Genomic DNA, 14,731 nt, shown 5'->3' with positions numbered 1-14,731 from the left:
ACCTCGAGGGCGGGGATCGAGCGGGCGATGCCGTCGATCTTGGCTTGGCGGGTGCGGACCATCAGGTCGTGGTTGGCCGGGTCGTAGGAGATGTTGCCCGACCCGTCAGCCTTCTCGATCCCGCCGATCCGGTGTTCGAGACCGGGCGTGCCGGGGACCGCCCACGGCCGGGCCAAGGTCTCCGGGTCACGCAGATACGGCCAGAACTCCTCGCCGTGGTTGCGTTCGGTCGCGAATTCCGTGCGCAGATCCGGAAGGTTCTCCACGGACGGCACCTGCCACGGCTCCGAGCCGTTCGCGAGGTACCCGTCGGAGAGCAGGAACACCGGTGTGCGGTAGGTGATCGCGATCCGCGCGGCCTCGATCGCCGCGTCGAAACAGTCCGACGGCGACCGCGGGGCGACGATCGGCACCGGGGCTTCACCGTTGCGGCCGAACATCGCCTGCAACAGGTCCGACTGCTCGGTCTTGGTCGGCAGGCCCGTGGAGGGCCCACCGCGCTGGACGTCGACGATGACCAGCGGCAGCTCCAGGCTGACGGCCAGACCGATGGTCTCGGACTTCAGCGCGATGCCCGGGCCGGAGGAGGTGGTGATGCCGAGCGCCCCACCGAAGCTCGCGCCGAGGGTGGCGCCGATCGCGGCGATCTCGTCCTCGGCCTGGAACGCCCGCACTCCGAACCGCTTGTGCTTCGACAGTTCGTGCAGCACGTCCGAGGCGGGGGTGATCGGGTAGGCGCCCAGGAAGATCGGGAGTTCGGCGCGTTGCCCGGCAGCCAGCAGGCCGTAGGCCAGGGCGAGGTTGCCGGAGATGTTCCGGTAGGTGCCCTGCGGCATCGGCGCGGGCTTGACCTCGTACGTGACCGAGAAGTCCTCGGTGGTCTCGCCGTAGTTCCAGCCGGCCTTGAGCGCCGCGACGTTCGCGGCGGCCACCTCGGGCTTGGTCGCGAACTTCTTCTCCAAGAACCCGATGGTCGAATCCACCGGCCGGGAGTAGAGCCAGGACACCAGACCGAGGGCGAACATGTTCTTCGCCCGGCCGGCGTCCTTGCGGGAGAGCCCGAGGCCCTCCACAGCCTGCAGCGTCAGGTCGGTCAGCTCCAGCGAGTGGACGTGGTAGGCCTCCAGAGACCCGTCCTCGAGCGGATTCGCCTGGTAGCCGACCTTCGCCAAAGCCCGCTTGGTGAAGTCATGGGTATCCACGATGATCGTCGCCCCACGCGGCAAATCACCCAGATTCGCCTTCAACGCCGCCGGGTTCATCGCCACCAACACATCCGGCCGATCCCCCGGCGTCATGATGTCGTGATCAGCGAAGTGCACCTGAAAACTCGACACCCCCGGCAACGTCCCCTGAGGCGCCCGAATCTCCGCCGGGAAATTCGGCAACGTCGACAGATCATTCCCGAACGACGCGGTCTCCGACGTGAACCGATCCCCGGTCAACTGCATCCCATCACCGGAATCCCCGGCAAACCGGATCACCACACGGTCCAACCGCTGGACCTGCTTGCTCACTCGGCTGTCCTCCTCTGCCACACCTCGGGCCCCGGTGCGGCCTGTTGCCGGACTTTGTTCCCGATGCTACGTCGGTATGTCAGTCTTCTCGGCTTTCGGTGCGACGCCGAGACTCTTGTTACCGCCGTCACATAGGTCGCCCTAACGGGCGACGCCGAAGGTTACCCGTTGTGCAGGGCCCGGCCGCTCGGGCGGCCTGGAAACTGTTCGGTCGTCCAGGGTCTTCGGGCCGGTCGGCGGGGTCTTCGGGCGAAGGGGCGAGGTTCGCCCGGGCCGACGCGACGATCACCATCGGTGACCAGCGAAAATATGTCACCCAGTGTCGGAAAGGTGCGGACCGAACGTTTGGTTCCACTCCGAAGGTTCTCGCTCCACCTGACGCGTCACCGGTGCTTTCCACGGCGGGTGGGTACTCCGCTGAGGCGACGTGGCCACGACCGAGGGGAGCAGAGATGAGCCAGCCATGGGTGGACGGCGATCAGCGTTGGGTCGACGGGGACCTGGAGTCCGGTGCCGACCCGGAACCGGCGGAGAGCCCGACCGCGACGCGGCCGACCGACACCGGGCGCGGCGAGCAGCCCGACCTTCAACCGGCGGAGGGAACGATCACCGAGGAGTGATCGTGCCCGTCCACCGTGACGCCCGGCTGAACCGGACGGGCGTCATACGGGCACGGCCGAGCCCGGTTTCGGGCAGGCGCACCGACGCGCAGATCCCGGGATCGTGTGCTGAGCAGCACTCATAACCATTAGCTAAACGGGCAAGAACGGGCGGCATTCCGCCCACACAACCTGTTGGAGCCATTAAAAGGAGGTGTTAAACAGGTCACAGAACCGAGAACAGCCGAGTCGCCGCCGACTCGGACCGTCGCCGAAGGGGGCCCGGGATGCGTGCTGAGGAACGTCAACACCGCATCCTCGCCCGGGCCCGCAGCGACGGTCGGGTAGAGGTGAGCGGCATCGCGGCGGACCTGGCCGTCGCGCCGGAGACCGTCCGCCGCGACCTCCGGCTGCTCGAACAGCACGGGCTGGTCCGGCGCACGCACGGCGGCGCCTACCCGGTGGAGAGTGCCGGCTTCGAGACGAACCTCGCCAACCGTGCGACGCTCCGGGTGCCGGAGAAGCGTCGGATCGCTGCCGCGTCCGTCGAGTTACTCGGGGACGCCGAGACGATCTACATCGACGAGGGCTTCGGCCCGCAACTGGTCGCCGAGGCCCTGCCGCCCGGCCGACCGCTCACCGTGATCACCGCGAGCATCCCGGTCGCGAGCCACCTGGCCACCAAGCCGGATACGACGGTCTACCTGCTCGGCGGCCGGGTGCGCGGCCGGACGCTGGCCACCGTCGACCACTGGGCCACCCAGATGCTCGCCGGGTTCGTCATCGACCTGGCGTTCCTCGGCGCCAACGGCATCTCCCGTCGTTACGGCCTGACGACGCCCGACCCCGCGGTCGCCAACGTCAAGGCCCAGGTCGTCCGGGCATCCCGGCGGCGGGTCTTCGCCGGCGTCCACACGAAGTTCGGCGTGAACAGCTTCTGCCGGTTCGCGTCGGTCGCCGACTTCGAGGCGATCGTCACCGACACCGGCCTGTCCGCCGTCGAAGCGCAGCGCTACTCCGTACTCGGGCCACAGGTGATCCGGGCATGATCCTCACCGTTACGCCGAACCCCAGCCTGGATCGCACGTTCACGCTGACCGGCATCCGGCTCGGCGAACTCAACCGGGCCGCGGTCGACACCGTGGAGGCGAGCGGCAAGGGCGTCAACGTCGCCCGAGCTTTGCACGCGGTCGGCGTCCGCACCGCCGTGGTACTGCCTGCGGGCGGACCGGAAGGCACTCACCTGGGCTCGCTGCTGGAGGCCGAAGGCCTCCCGCACCGGATCGTCGCGACCGACGCCCCGGTCCGCACGAACGTGACGCTGCTCGAGCCCGGTCGCACCACGAAGGTCAACGCGCCGGGCAGCCCGCTCACCGCCGCGGACGCCGACGCGCTGGTCACCGCCGTCGCGGACCTGGCACTGGGCGCGGACTGGGTGGTGTGCAGCGGATCGCTCCCGCCGGACACGCCGCCGGAGCTGATCGGCCGGATCGTCGAGGCCGGACGCCTGGCCGGTGCGCAGACTGCGGTGGACGCCTCCGGTGAGGCGCTGGCCGCGGCGGTCGAGGCCGGGCCCGACGTGCTGGCGCCGAACGCCGAGGAGTTGGCGGAGCTCACCGGCCGGGTGTTCCCACCCGGCGGGCGGCCGCTCGTGCGGGCCGCGCTCGACGCGGCGCACACGCTGGCCGGTCAGACCGGCGGCGGGGTCCTGGTCAGCCTCGGGCCGGACGGAGCGGTCTGGGTCGACGTGGAGGCTGCGCTGCATGCGTCCGGACCGCCGGTGACCCCGGTGAACACCGCAGGGGCCGGCGACGCGCTGCTGGCCGGGTGGCTCAGCGAGGGCCCTGATCCGGCTGGGCGGCTCCGGACCGCCGTGGCCTGGGGTACTGCCGCCTGTCTTCTGCCCTCGACCTCGGGGAACGTCGCCGCGACGGCCGACCTCGATCGCATCCGGATCTACGACCTCGGAGTTCCCGCAGCAGGCCCGTAACCCGCATTGCGTTCCGTAACAACCAACCCCCTTTATCCCCCGCGGAGGCGCTCGTGGCTCGCGTTGGCTCTACGCCATTACGCAGAGTAATCGCATCGGTATCGTGTGTTGTCCTCGCGTCGATGGCGCTCAGCGCCTGTAGCGGCGCGGGCGGCGGTGGTACGTCGAGCGACGGCAAGACCGTCAACGTCCTGATGGTCAACAACCCCCAGATGCTCGACATCCAGAAGCTGACCGCGGACAACTTCACCAAAGAGACCGGCATCAAGGTCAACTACACGGTCCTGCCGGAGAATGACGTCCGGGACAAGATCAGCCAGGAGTTCTCCAGTCAGGCCGGTCAGTACGACGTCGCGACGATCTCGAACTTCGAGGTGCCGTCGTACGCGAAGAACAACTGGCTCGCGCCGCTCGACGACTACGTGAGCAAGGACAGCGAGTTCGACCAGGACGACGTCCTCGGCTCGATGACGAAGTCGCTGACCGCGGAGGACGGCAAGCTCTACGCCGAGCCGTTCTACGGCGAGTCCTCGTTCCTCATGTACCGCAAGGACGTGTTCCAGGCCAAGGGTCTGACGATGCCGGAGAAGCCGACCTGGCAGCAGGTCGCCGACCTCGCCGCCAAGGTCGACAACGCACAGCCCGGCATGCGCGGCATCTGCCTCCGTGGCCTGCCCGGCTGGGGTGAGGTGTTCGCGCCGCTGACCACCGTCGTCAACACGTTCGGCGGTACCTGGTTCGAGAAGGACTGGACGCCGAAGGTCAACGCGCCGGAGTTCCAGCAGGCCACGCAGTTCTATGTGGATCTGGTCCGCAAGCACGGCGAGTCGGGCGCTCCGCAGGCCGGCTTCACCGAGTGCCTGAACAACATGCAGCAGGGCAAGGTCGCGATGTGGTACGACGCCACGTCCGCCGCCGGTTCGCTGGAGGCGAGCGACTCCCCGGTCTCGGGCAAGCTCGGTTACGTCGAGGCGCCGGTCGTCAAGACCAAGAGCTCCGGCTGGCTCTACACCTGGGCCTGGGGCATCCAGAAGGCCAGCAAGCGCCAGGACAACGCCTGGAAGTTCATCTCCTGGGCGTCGAGCAAGAAGTACGAGGAGCTGGTCGGCACCAAGCTCGGCTGGGCGAAGGTGCCGTCGGGTAAGCGCCAGTCGCTCTACGACAACCCGAAGTACCAGGAAGCCGCCTCGGCGTTCTACAAGGTCACCGACCTGGCGATCACCAACGCCGACCCGGAGAACCCCGGTGTGCAGCCCCGACCCGCGCCCGGCATCCAGTTCGTCGGCATCCCCGAATTCACCGACCTGGGGACACAGGTCTCCCAGGAAGTGAGCGCGGCGATCGCCGGTCGGCAGTCGGTCAAGGAAGCGCTGGACAAGGGCCAGGAACTGGCTCAGAAGGTCGCTGACAAATACAAGTGATCCCCCTCCCGGCCGGGCTGCACCACGGCCCGGCCGGGCCCTCCGATGGCGCCGAGAGGGGTTATCCGATGACCGCCATCGCTCCGACCGCAGAGAAACCGGCTCCGCCGAGCCCCGAGCGCACGCCGACCGCGCTGCGCCGGGCCGGGGACTGGTCCCGCCGCGCACCGCTGCTGCCGGCCCTGGTGTTCCTGATCATCGTCACCCAGCTGCCGTTCGTCGCGACGCTGGTGATCTCGTTCATGGACTGGAACTCGCTCTACCCCGACCAGCGCGGGTTCGCCGGCGTCAGCAACTACGTCGACGTGTTCACCGACGCGACGCTGCGCGACTCGGTGATCACCACGATCATCCTCACGGTCTCGGTCGTGCTGATCAGCCTGGTGTTCGGGCTCGGCATCGCGCTGCTGCTCAACCGGTCGTTCCGCGGCCGCGGTGCGGTGCGGACGCTGATGATCGCACCGTTCCTGGTCGTGCCCGTGGCGGCCGCGCTGCTCTGGAAGCACGCGCTGTTCAACCCCGAATACGGCCTGCTGAACGGCGTCCTGACCTGGCTGTTCGGGGCCGACGCACCGCAACCGGACTGGATCACCGAAGCGCCGCTCGCGGCGGTCGTGGCCTCCCTGGTCTGGCAGTGGACGCCGTTCATGATGCTGATCCTGCTCGCCGGCCTGCAGAGCCAGCCGCTCGACGCGCTGGAGGCCGCGAAGGTCGACGGCGCTTCGGCGGTCCAGACGTTCCGGTACCTCACGCTGCCGCACATGCGGCGGTACCTGGAGCTGGGTGCGCTGCTCGGTTCGATCTACATCGTCCAGAACTTCGACGCGGTGTTCACGCTGACGTCCGGCGGCCTGGGCACGGCGAACCTGCCGTACACGATCTACACCACGTTCTACCAGGCACATGACTACGGACGAGCCTCCGCGGCCGGTGTGGTCGTGGTGGCCGGGACGATCGCGATCGCGACGTTCGCGCTGCGGGTCGTCTCGTCCCTGTTCCGTGAAGAGGAGGGTCGGGCATGAGGGCAAAACCGCTCCTCGGCCTGCTGGCCTGGATCGTCGGCATCACGTTCTTCCTGCCGGTGGCCTGGATGGTGCTCACCGCGTTCCACAGCGAGCAGGACGCCGCCACCAACCCACCCTCGATCGCCGCCGACCTGACGCTCGACGGCTTCCGCGAGTTCTTCGGCGCCACCAGCGGAGCTTCGCCGTGGCCACCGCTGATCAACTCGGCGACCGCGTCGATCGTCTCCACGCTGCTCGTGCTCGCGCTCTCGATCCCGGCGGCCTACGCGCTCTCGATCCGGCCGGTCCGCAAGTGGACCGACGTGCTGTTCTTCTTCCTCTCGACAAAGATGCTGCCGGTCGTCGCCGGTCTGCTGCCGATCTACCTGATCGCCCAGCAGGCCGGGATGCTCGACAACATCTGGACGCTGGTCATCCTCTACACGTCGATGAACCTGCCGATCGCGGTCTGGATGATGCGGTCGTTCCTCGCCGAGGTGCCGATCGAGATCCTGGAGGCAGCCGCGATCGACGGCGCCGGGCTGGTCACCGTGCTTCGGCGGGTGATCGTGCCGGTGGCGATGCCGGGCATCGCGGCCACCGCGCTCATCTGCTTCATCTTCAGCTGGAACGAAATGCTGTTCGCCCGGGTCCTCACCGGGGTCGTGGCACAGACCGCTCCGGTGTTCCTGACCAGCTTCGTCACCAGCCAGGGCCTGTTCCTGGCCAAGGTGTGCGCCGCCGCGACGGTGATCTCGCTGCCGGTGCTGGCCGCCGGGTTCGCCGCCCAGGACAAGTTGGTCCAGGGTCTCTCGCTCGGCGCTGTCAAGTGATCAAGGGAGTCGCACTGTGAAAGCTGCCGTCATCAGCGGAATCGGCACCGTCGAGGTGACGACCGTCGACGATCCGACGCCCGGCCGCCGCGAGGTCGTCGTCGACGTCTCCGCCTGCGGCCTCTGCGGCACCGACCTGCACATCCTGCAGGGCGAGTTCGCGCCGACGTTGCCGGTCGTCCCCGGTCACGAGTTCGCCGGGGTGATCGCCGAGGTCGGGGCCGACGTCACCGAGCTGAGAATCGGCGACCGCGTCGCGGTGGACCCGTCGCTGTACTGCCACGAGTGCCACTACTGCCGGCTCGGCAAGAACAACATGTGCGAGCGGTGGGCGGCGATCGGCGTCACGACGGCGGGCGGTGCGGCCGAGTACGCGGTCGCGCCGGTCGCGAACTGCGTCAAGCTGCCCGACCACGTCCGCACCGAGGACGCGGCGCTGATCGAGCCGCTCTCCTGCGCGGTCCGCGGGTACGACGTGTTGAAGTCGCAGCTCGGCGCCCACGTCCTGATCTACGGCTCGGGGACGATGGGCCTGATGATGCTCCAGCTGGCCAAGCGCGTCGGCGCGGCGAGCGTCGACATCGTCGACCTGAACCCGGAACGGCTGAAGACGGCTGTGGAGCTCGGCGTCAGCGGATCGGCCGCCACCCCGGACGAGTTCGACCGGCCGCGCGGCTGGGAGCTGGTCATCGACGCGACCGGCAACGTGAACGCCATTCAGGACGGTCTCGGCCGGGTCGGCAAGGGCGGCACGTTCCTGCAGTTCGGCGTCTCCGACTACGCGGCGCGGGCGACGATCGAGCCGTACAAGATCTACAACCAGGAGATCACGATCACCGGCTCGATGGCCGTGCTGCACAGCTTCGAGCGGGCCGCGGAACTGTTCGCGACCGGCGTGCTCGACCCGGACGTCTTCATCTCCGACCGGCTCCCGCTCGACCAGTACGCGGCTGCGCTGGAGCAGTTCGCGGCGGGGAAGGGACGGAAGATCGAGGTCCTTCCGTGATCACCGTCGTGGTCGGGGACCAGTTCATCCCGGCCGCGCACTACGTCGAGGCGCTCGGGGACGGCCTCGACGTCCGGACCGCCACCTGGGCCGGGGCGAAGGGCGAGCAGCACGCGCTGCAGCAGGTCATGGAGCAGGACGGGCCGAACGGGGTCCCGCCGCCCGCCGAGCTGCTCGCGGCGGTCGAACCGGCCGAAGCGCTCTGCCTGCACTTCGCGCCGGTCTCGGCGGCCTTGATCGCCGCGGCCCCGAAGCTGCGGCTGATCGCGGTCGCCCGCTCCGGTCTGGAGAACGTGGACGTCGAGGCCGCCACCGCGGCCGGGGTCGGCGTCGTGCCCGCGCACGGCCGGAACGCCGGTGCGGTGGCCGAACTGCAGCTCGCGCTGATGCTGGCCGAGGCCAGGGACGTCGCACGCGCCGACGCCAGCGTGAAAACCGGTGGCTGGCGCAAAGAGTTCCCAGGCACCAGGGTGGAGCTGGCCGGTCGGACCGTCGGGATGGTCGGCTTCGGCCACGTGGGCCGGGTGTTCGCGCAGCGGGTGGCGGGGTTCGGCTGCCGTCTGCTGGCCTACGACCCGTACACCCCGGACGCCGCCCTCGCGGCGTCCGGGGTGGAACGGGCCGCTGACCTGGACCACGTGTTCGCCGACGGTGACTTCGTCCTGGTCCAGGCCCGCCTGACGCCGGAGACGTCGCGGTTCATCGGCGAGGCCCAGTTCCGGCTGATGAAACCGACGGCGTACTTCGTCAACGTGTCCCGGAGCCGGCTGGTCGACTCGTCGGCGCTGTACTCGGCGCTGGCCGCCGGGCGGATCGCCGGTGCCGGGCTCGACGTCTTCGACTCCGAACCGCTGCCCGCGGATAGCCCGTGGCGGACCCTGGACAACGTGACGATCACGACGCACTTCGGCGGCGACACCGAGGACACGAACCGCACGTCCACGCGGCTGGTCGCCGAGGCCGTCGCCGAGCTGGCGACGACCGGCCGGGTGGCCCGTGCGGTCAACGCAGCGGCCCTGGGATGGTGAGACGTGTTATTGGGCATCGACGCCGGGCAGACCGTCATCAAGGCCGCGCTGTTCGACCTGACCGGCCGGGAGGTCGCGGTCGCGCAGAGCACCACCGCGGTCTCCTCGCCGCACCCGCGCTGGCAGGAGCGGGACATGGACGCCGCCTGGGCCGCCGCCGCGGACGCCGTCCACCGGGCGCTCCAGGCCGCTGACGTCGACCCGACCGCGGTGCTGGCCGTCGGGCTGTGCGGGCACAACGACGGGGGTCACCTGGTCGACGCCGACGGGAAGCCGGTGCGACCGGCGATCCTGGCGACCGACTCGCGAGCGGTGTCGGAGGCGGCGGCGCTCCGGGACGCGGCCGGGCCGAAGGCGCTGGAGCTGACCGGGCAGGTCGTGGTGCCGTACAGCCCGGCGGCCGTGCTCAGCTGGCTGCGGGCACACGAGCCGGCCGCGCTGGAGGCGGCGGACGCGTTCCTGTACTGCAAGGACTGGCTGCGGTTGCGGCTGGTGGGCGAGTCCGCGACCGATCCGACCGACGCCAGCGCGTTCGCCACCGACGTCTGGACGCAGGAGTGGTCGACCGGCGTCCTGGAGCTGTACGGGCTCGCCGAGACGGCTCGACTGTTGCCGCCGATGCGGGGGTCGTCGCAGGTCGTCGGCGGGGTGACCGCGGAGGCGTCCGCGGTGACCGGGCTGCGGGTCGGGACGCCGGTGGTGACCGGTGCCCACGACGTGGACGCCGCCGCGCTGGGCATCGGCGCGATCGGCACCGGCGCGCTGAGCCTGGTGCTCGGCACGTTCAGCATCAACCAGGTCGTCGGCAACGCGCCGGTGGCCGACGCCCGCTGGCAGGCACGCACGTTCTTCCCCGACGGCGCGGCGGCGCGCTGGCTGCACATGTCGACGTCGCCGAGCGGGGCGTCGAACCTGGAATGGGCGGTTCGGGAGTTCGGGGCTGGGTCCTACGCGGCGGCGATCGCGGCTGCTTCGGAACGGGACGGCGGGTTGGTGCCCCGCGCCGACGACCCGGTCTACCTGCCGTTCCTCTACGGTGCGCCGGTCGGATCGTCGGGTGCGGCGCTGGCCGGGCTGCGGGGCTGGCACTCCGGCGCCGACGTGTTCCGGGCCGTGCTGGAGGGCGTGGTGTTCAACCACCGCTGGCACGTCTCCGCGCTCGGCGAGTCGTTTCCGCTGGTCGGAGCGGCCCGGCTGTGCGGTGGCGGCGCCCGGAGTACGGCCTGGACGCAGTTGCTCGCCGACGCGCTGGGGCTCCCGGTCGAGGTCACCGACGCGTCCGAAGCCGGTGCGCGGGGTGCCGCGATGCTGGCCGGCGTCGGCGTGGGAGCGTACGCCGACCTGACCGAGGCGGTGGACGCGTGCGTGCGGGTGGTGCGGCGCCACGAACCGCAGCGGGACCTCGACGAGCGGTACGCGAAGTATCTCGCGGTGGCGGAGGCCTTAGCCTGACGCTGTTTCGGGCGATCAGTTTGGGGATTCGGCTGACACGGCAGGCTGCTGTCCCGAATATGAGTCGGACTCGCATTCCAGCGCTGCCGCCTCCTCCGCGTCGTTAAGGACGGTTGATGGCCGTTAACCCTCCTGACCAGGTCGCCCGCCGGTCCGCGCTGGACGAGCCGACGAGTTCGCCCGGCGGTCGCTGGCTGACGTCGTGGACACTCGGCCACTTCGCGTTTTTCATGGTCATGTTCGCCGCAGCGCAGGTCGTGCTGCCGCGCCAGGCCGAGGCGATCTCACCCGACCACAAAGAGGCCGTGGTCAGCGTCGTCACGCTGGTCGCCGCGCTCTGCACGATCGTCGCGAACATCCTCGTCGGCGCGTACTCCGACCGGACGCTGGCCCGGCGCGGACGTCGTCAGATCTGGGTGCTCATCGGTGCGGTGGTGACGATCGTCGCGCTGCTGGGACAGGGTTTTCAGCAGACGGTGGTCGGCATGGTCGTCGTCTGGGCGGTCGCGCAGATCGGCCTCTCGTCGATCAGCGCGGCGCTCACCGCGGCGCTGCCCGACGAAGTGCCGGTGACCGAGCGGGCCAGGGCCTCGTCGCTCTGGGGGATCGCGTCGGCGGCCGGGCCGCTGATCGGCATCGCGCTGGTCAGCACCGTAGCGACCGGCGTGGTCTCGGCGTACCTCACGCTCGCGGTGCTCACCGTGCTGTTCGCGTTCCCGTTCGCGCTCTGGACGCACGGCGTGCCGCTGACCCCGGCCGAGCGTCCCCAGACCTCGTTCCGGGCGCTCGCGGCCGGAACGCTGGCTCCGTTGAAGTACGCGGACTTCGCCTGGGCCTGGACCGGGCGGTTCTTCATCCAGCTCTCGAACGCGCTGGCCCAGGTCTACCTCTGGTTCTTCCTGCGCGACCGGGTCGGCGTCGACCCCGACCTCTGGACGCTGTACCTCGTCGTGCTCTACACCGTCGGCGCGATCGCGGCGGCGATCCCGGCCGGGCGGATCTCCGACCGCACCGGCCGCCGCAAGGCGCTCGTCGTGGTGTCGTCGGTGGTGCAGGGCGTCGCGGCGATCTTCTACATGGTCTGGCCGACGACGTGGGGCGCGATCGTGGGGTCGCTGCTGCTCGGCATCGGGTTCGGGTGTTACGCGGCGGTGGACCAGGCGCTGATCACCCAGGTGCTGCCCAGGGCGCAGGACCGCGGCAAGGACCTGGGCGTCATCAACATCGCGAACAACCTCCCGTACGTGTTCGCGGGGCTGCTCGGTGGTGCGGTGCTGACGATCTTCGGCCGCGACGACCTGGGTTACCCCGTGTTGTACGCGCTGTCGCTGGTCACGGCCATCATCGCCGCGTTCACCGTGCAGCCGATCAAGTCCGTGCGCTGACCGGCTACAGTCGGTGCGCCTCGGTGATGCGGCGCAGGAACTGCTGGGTGCGCTCCTCGCGCGGGCTCCCGAAGATCTCGGCCGACGTGCCGCGCTCGTGGACGCGCCCGTCGGCGAGGAAACAGACCTGGTCGGCGACCTCCCGCGCGAACCCCATCTCGTGCGTCGCGATCACCATCGTCATACCGTCGCCCTTCAACCCGCGGACGACCTCCAGCACCTCCCCGACCAGCTCCGGGTCGAGGGCCGCGGTGATCTCGTCCAGCAGCAGGAGCTTCGGGTCGGTGGCCAGTGCACGGACGATGGCGACCCGCTGCTGCTGCCCGCCGGAGAGGCGGTCCGGGTAGTCGCCGGCCTTGCCCCGCAGACCCAGCCGGTCCAGCAACGCCAGTGCCCGGTCCTCGGCCTCGCGCCGAGCCACCCCGTGCACGCGCCGGGGCGCAAGCGTGATGTTGTCCAGCACCGACAGGTGCGGGAACAGGTTGTAGGCCTGGAAGACGACGCCGATCCGCTTACGCACGTCGTCGGCGTCGACCCGGGGGTCGGTGATCTCCTGGTCTTCCAGCCAGATCGCGCCGTCGTCCACGGTCTCCAGCAGGTTCGCGCAGCGCAGCAGCGTCGACTTGCCCGAGCCGGACGCGCCGATCAGCGCCGTCACCGTGTGCGGTGGTACGTCCAGGTCGACGTCGTCCAGCACGACGTGCGTCCCGAACACCTTCCGGACGCTCTCCATCCGGAGCACGTTCATACGGTTCCACCTTGCGATTGCCGACGGTTCATCCTGGCGGTCACCCAGTCGGTGAGCCGCGTCATCGGGATCGTCAGCGCCACGAACACCGCGCCCGCCACCACGTACGAGGTGTAGTTGAACGTCTGGCCGGTGAAGATCTGGGCCGCGTACACCGCGTCGACCGCACCGGCGATCGAGACCAGCCCGGTGTCCTTCTGCAGCGACACCAGGTCGTTGAGCAGCGGCGGCACGACCCGCCGGACGGCCTGCGGCAGCACGACGTAACGCATCGTCAGGCGCCAGTTGAGCCCGAGCGACCGCGCCGCCGCGCGCTGCGAGGGGTGCACCGACTCGATGCCCGCCCGGAACACCTCGGCGACGTACGCCGAGTACGTGAGCACGAGCGCGGCCCCGCCCAGGTAGATCGGGTTCGTCGTGACGCCGGAGAGCCGCAGCGCGGGCACGCCGTAGACCATCAGCAGCAGCGTGATGATGACCGGCAAGCCGCGAAACAGGTCCGTGTAGATCGTCGCCAGCGCCCGCAGCGGGAAGAACACCGGGCCGCGTAGCGTCCGCAGCAGGGCGAGCAGCAGACCGAACGCGAGGATGACCGCACCGCAGACGAGCAGCAGGCGGACGTTGAGCCAGAGACCCTCGAGGATCGACGGGAACGACTCCTTGGCGTACTTCCAGCTGAAGAACGTCTCCCGGACGCGGTCCCAACCGGGCGAGCTGACGATGCCGACGACCAGCGCGACGACGACGATCAGCGAGCTGCCGCCCGCGATACCGACCGAGCGCAGCGCCCGGGAGCGGCGGTACTGCTCCCGGGCGAGCTGCCGTTCGCTTTTTACATAGGTCACTTCAGAACAGGGGCATTCGTGGCCTTGGACAGCCACTCCTGCTCGATGCTCGCGAGTGTGCCGTCCTTGCGGAGCGCGTCGACGGCGCCGGTGACGCACGTGGTCAGCTTCGAGCCCTTGTCGAGGACCAGGCCGAACTGCTCCGGCGTCCCGACGGTGTTCTCGAACTGGCCGACGACGGTGGCGTCGGTGATCTCGGCGCCGGTGATGTAGAACGCGGTCGGCAGGTCGACGACGATCGCGTCCACCTGGCCGTTCTTCAGCGCGGTCTTGGCCAGATCGTTCTTCTGGTAGACCGAGACCTTCGTGGTGGGCTTGATGACGTCGTTGATCACGTCGAGCGAGGTGGTGCCGACCTGGGCGCCGAGCCGGTACTTCTTCAGGTCGGCGACGCTGGTGGCCTTGGCGGCCGGCGAGGACTTCAGCGCGATGATCGACTGCCGGACGTCGTAGTAGCCGGACGAGAAGTCGACCGCGTTCTTCCGCTCGTCGCTGATGCTGACCTGGTTGATGTCGAAGTCGAACGTCTTCTTGCCCGGCGCGATCGCGTTGTTGAACGGGACCGTCACCCAGGTGACCTTGTCCTTGGCGTAACCGAGCTCCTCGGCGACCGCGTACGCGACCGCGGACTCGAAGCCCTTGCCGTTCGTCGGGTCGTCATCGGAGAACCAGGGCTCGTACGCCGGCTTGTCGGTGCCGATCGTGAGCGTCCCGGACTTCGTCGTCGGCAGCGATCCCGCGGCGCACTCGGATGCCGACGCGGTGGCGCTCGCGGTGGATTCGGTGTCCTCGTCGGCCGGAGCGCAGCCGGTTGCTCCCAGCGCGAAGAGCAGGGCGAATGCTGCGGCAGGCAAAACACGGGAGGCGCGGGTCATCGGATCTCCGACTCGAACGGTATGGATT

General features: G+C 69.5%; 14 protein-coding genes. 10 read left to right on the top strand and 4 right to left on the bottom strand.

Annotated features, from left to right (window positions below):
- A partial coding sequence (locus BUB75_RS39945; RefSeq protein ID WP_073265317.1) for a 2-oxoacid:acceptor oxidoreductase subunit alpha occupies positions 1-1,538 on the bottom strand: 1,538 nt, incomplete at its 3' end.
- 431 nt (positions 1,539-1,969) lie between these two features.
- Here BUB75_RS39945 and BUB75_RS46795 point away from each other — a divergent pair.
- From BUB75_RS46795 to BUB75_RS39900, 10 genes are all read left to right on the top strand, one after another.
- The gene (locus BUB75_RS46795) at positions 1,970-2,137 is read left to right on the top strand and encodes a hypothetical protein (protein ID WP_178380099.1); all 168 of its coding nucleotides are present in this window, start codon (positions 1,970-1,972) and stop codon (positions 2,135-2,137) included.
- A gap of 266 nt (positions 2,138-2,403) precedes the next feature.
- Positions 2,404-3,165 carry a DeoR/GlpR family DNA-binding transcription regulator gene (locus BUB75_RS39940; protein ID WP_073265300.1) on the top strand — a complete coding sequence of 254 codons (762 nt, stop codon included), beginning with the start codon at positions 2,404-2,406 and terminating at the stop codon, positions 3,163-3,165.
- A complete protein-coding gene (locus tag BUB75_RS39935; RefSeq protein WP_073265297.1) occupies positions 3,162-4,106 on the top strand; it encodes a 1-phosphofructokinase family hexose kinase in 945 nt (314 codons plus the stop codon). The genes BUB75_RS39940 and BUB75_RS39935 overlap by 4 nt, the downstream gene beginning before the upstream one ends.
- A gap of 122 nt (positions 4,107-4,228) precedes the next feature.
- A complete protein-coding gene (locus BUB75_RS39930; RefSeq protein WP_084742311.1) occupies positions 4,229-5,527 on the top strand; it encodes an ABC transporter substrate-binding protein in 1,299 nt (432 codons plus the stop codon).
- A gap of 68 nt (positions 5,528-5,595) precedes the next feature.
- Entirely contained in the window at positions 5,596-6,549 is a 954-nt protein-coding gene (locus tag BUB75_RS39925) for a carbohydrate ABC transporter permease (RefSeq protein ID WP_073265295.1), read from the top strand.
- Complete coding sequence (locus tag BUB75_RS39920; RefSeq protein WP_073265293.1) at positions 6,546-7,364, top strand: carbohydrate ABC transporter permease; 819 nt, start codon at positions 6,546-6,548, stop codon at positions 7,362-7,364. The genes BUB75_RS39925 and BUB75_RS39920 overlap by 4 nt, the downstream gene beginning before the upstream one ends.
- Positions 7,365-7,380: 16 nt before the next feature.
- Positions 7,381-8,370 (top strand): zinc-dependent alcohol dehydrogenase family protein, encoded by a 990-nt coding sequence (locus tag BUB75_RS39915; protein WP_073265290.1) that lies wholly within the window; start codon positions 7,381-7,383, stop codon positions 8,368-8,370.
- A complete protein-coding gene (locus tag BUB75_RS39910) occupies positions 8,367-9,398 on the top strand; it encodes an NAD(P)-dependent oxidoreductase (RefSeq protein WP_073265288.1) in 1,032 nt (343 codons plus the stop codon). The genes BUB75_RS39915 and BUB75_RS39910 overlap by 4 nt, the downstream gene beginning before the upstream one ends.
- Before the next feature lie 3 nt (positions 9,399-9,401).
- On the top strand, positions 9,402-10,850 hold the full coding sequence (locus BUB75_RS39905) for an FGGY-family carbohydrate kinase (RefSeq protein WP_073265286.1): 1,449 nt from the start codon (positions 9,402-9,404) through the stop codon (positions 10,848-10,850).
- 116 nt (positions 10,851-10,966) lie between these two features.
- Entirely contained in the window at positions 10,967-12,235 is a 1,269-nt protein-coding gene (locus BUB75_RS39900; RefSeq protein WP_073265284.1) for an MFS transporter, read from the top strand.
- 4 nt (positions 12,236-12,239) lie between these two features.
- On the opposite strand, the gene BUB75_RS39895 is transcribed toward BUB75_RS39900, so the two are convergent.
- The 3 genes from BUB75_RS39895 to BUB75_RS39885 are packed head-to-tail and all read right to left on the bottom strand — an operon-like array spanning position 12,240 to position 14,703.
- Entirely contained in the window at positions 12,240-12,983 is a 744-nt protein-coding gene (locus BUB75_RS39895) for an amino acid ABC transporter ATP-binding protein (protein ID WP_073265282.1), read from the bottom strand.
- Positions 12,980-13,828, bottom strand: coding sequence for an amino acid ABC transporter permease (locus tag BUB75_RS39890; RefSeq protein WP_218618057.1), 849 nt, complete (start codon positions 13,826-13,828; stop codon positions 12,980-12,982). The genes BUB75_RS39895 and BUB75_RS39890 overlap by 4 nt, the downstream gene beginning before the upstream one ends.
- Positions 13,825-14,703: an ABC transporter substrate-binding protein gene (locus BUB75_RS39885; RefSeq protein ID WP_073265278.1), complete on the bottom strand. Its 879-nt coding sequence runs from the start codon at positions 14,701-14,703 to the stop codon at positions 13,825-13,827. Before BUB75_RS39885 ends, BUB75_RS39890 begins: the two co-directional genes overlap by 4 nt.
- Between the last annotated feature and the right edge of the window lie 28 nt (positions 14,704-14,731).

The organism is Cryptosporangium aurantiacum (genome assembly GCF_900143005.1).
In the GTDB taxonomy this organism is placed as follows: domain Bacteria; phylum Actinomycetota; class Actinomycetes; order Mycobacteriales; family Cryptosporangiaceae; genus Cryptosporangium; species Cryptosporangium aurantiacum.
Note: the sequence above shows the minus strand (reverse complement) of the source record. Positions and strands in the feature narration are given on the sequence as shown.

What these genes read in the sequence shown, in the direction of transcription:
- BUB75_RS39940 (WP_073265300.1), top strand. Translation starts at nt 2,404, where the DNA reads ATGCGTGCTGAGGAACGTCAACACCGCATCCTCGCCCGGGCCCGCAGC.
- BUB75_RS39925 (WP_073265295.1), top strand. Translation starts at nt 5,596, where the DNA reads ATGACCGCCATCGCTCCGACCGCAGAGAAACCGGCTCCGCCGAGCCCC.
- BUB75_RS39920 (WP_073265293.1), top strand. Translation starts at nt 6,546, where the DNA reads ATGAGGGCAAAACCGCTCCTCGGCCTGCTGGCCTGGATCGTCGGCATC.
- BUB75_RS39900 (WP_073265284.1), top strand. Translation starts at nt 10,967, where the DNA reads ATGGCCGTTAACCCTCCTGACCAGGTCGCCCGCCGGTCCGCGCTGGAC.
- BUB75_RS39935 (WP_073265297.1), top strand. Translation starts at nt 3,162, where the DNA reads ATGATCCTCACCGTTACGCCGAACCCCAGCCTGGATCGCACGTTCACG.
- BUB75_RS39930 (WP_084742311.1), top strand. Translation starts at nt 4,229, where the DNA reads ATGGCGCTCAGCGCCTGTAGCGGCGCGGGCGGCGGTGGTACGTCGAGC.
- BUB75_RS46795 (WP_178380099.1), top strand. Translation starts at nt 1,970, where the DNA reads ATGAGCCAGCCATGGGTGGACGGCGATCAGCGTTGGGTCGACGGGGAC.
- BUB75_RS39895 (WP_073265282.1), bottom strand. Translation starts at nt 12,983, where the DNA reads ATGAACGTGCTCCGGATGGAGAGCGTCCGGAAGGTGTTCGGGACGCAC.
- BUB75_RS39885 (WP_073265278.1), bottom strand. Translation starts at nt 14,703, where the DNA reads ATGACCCGCGCCTCCCGTGTTTTGCCTGCCGCAGCATTCGCCCTGCTC.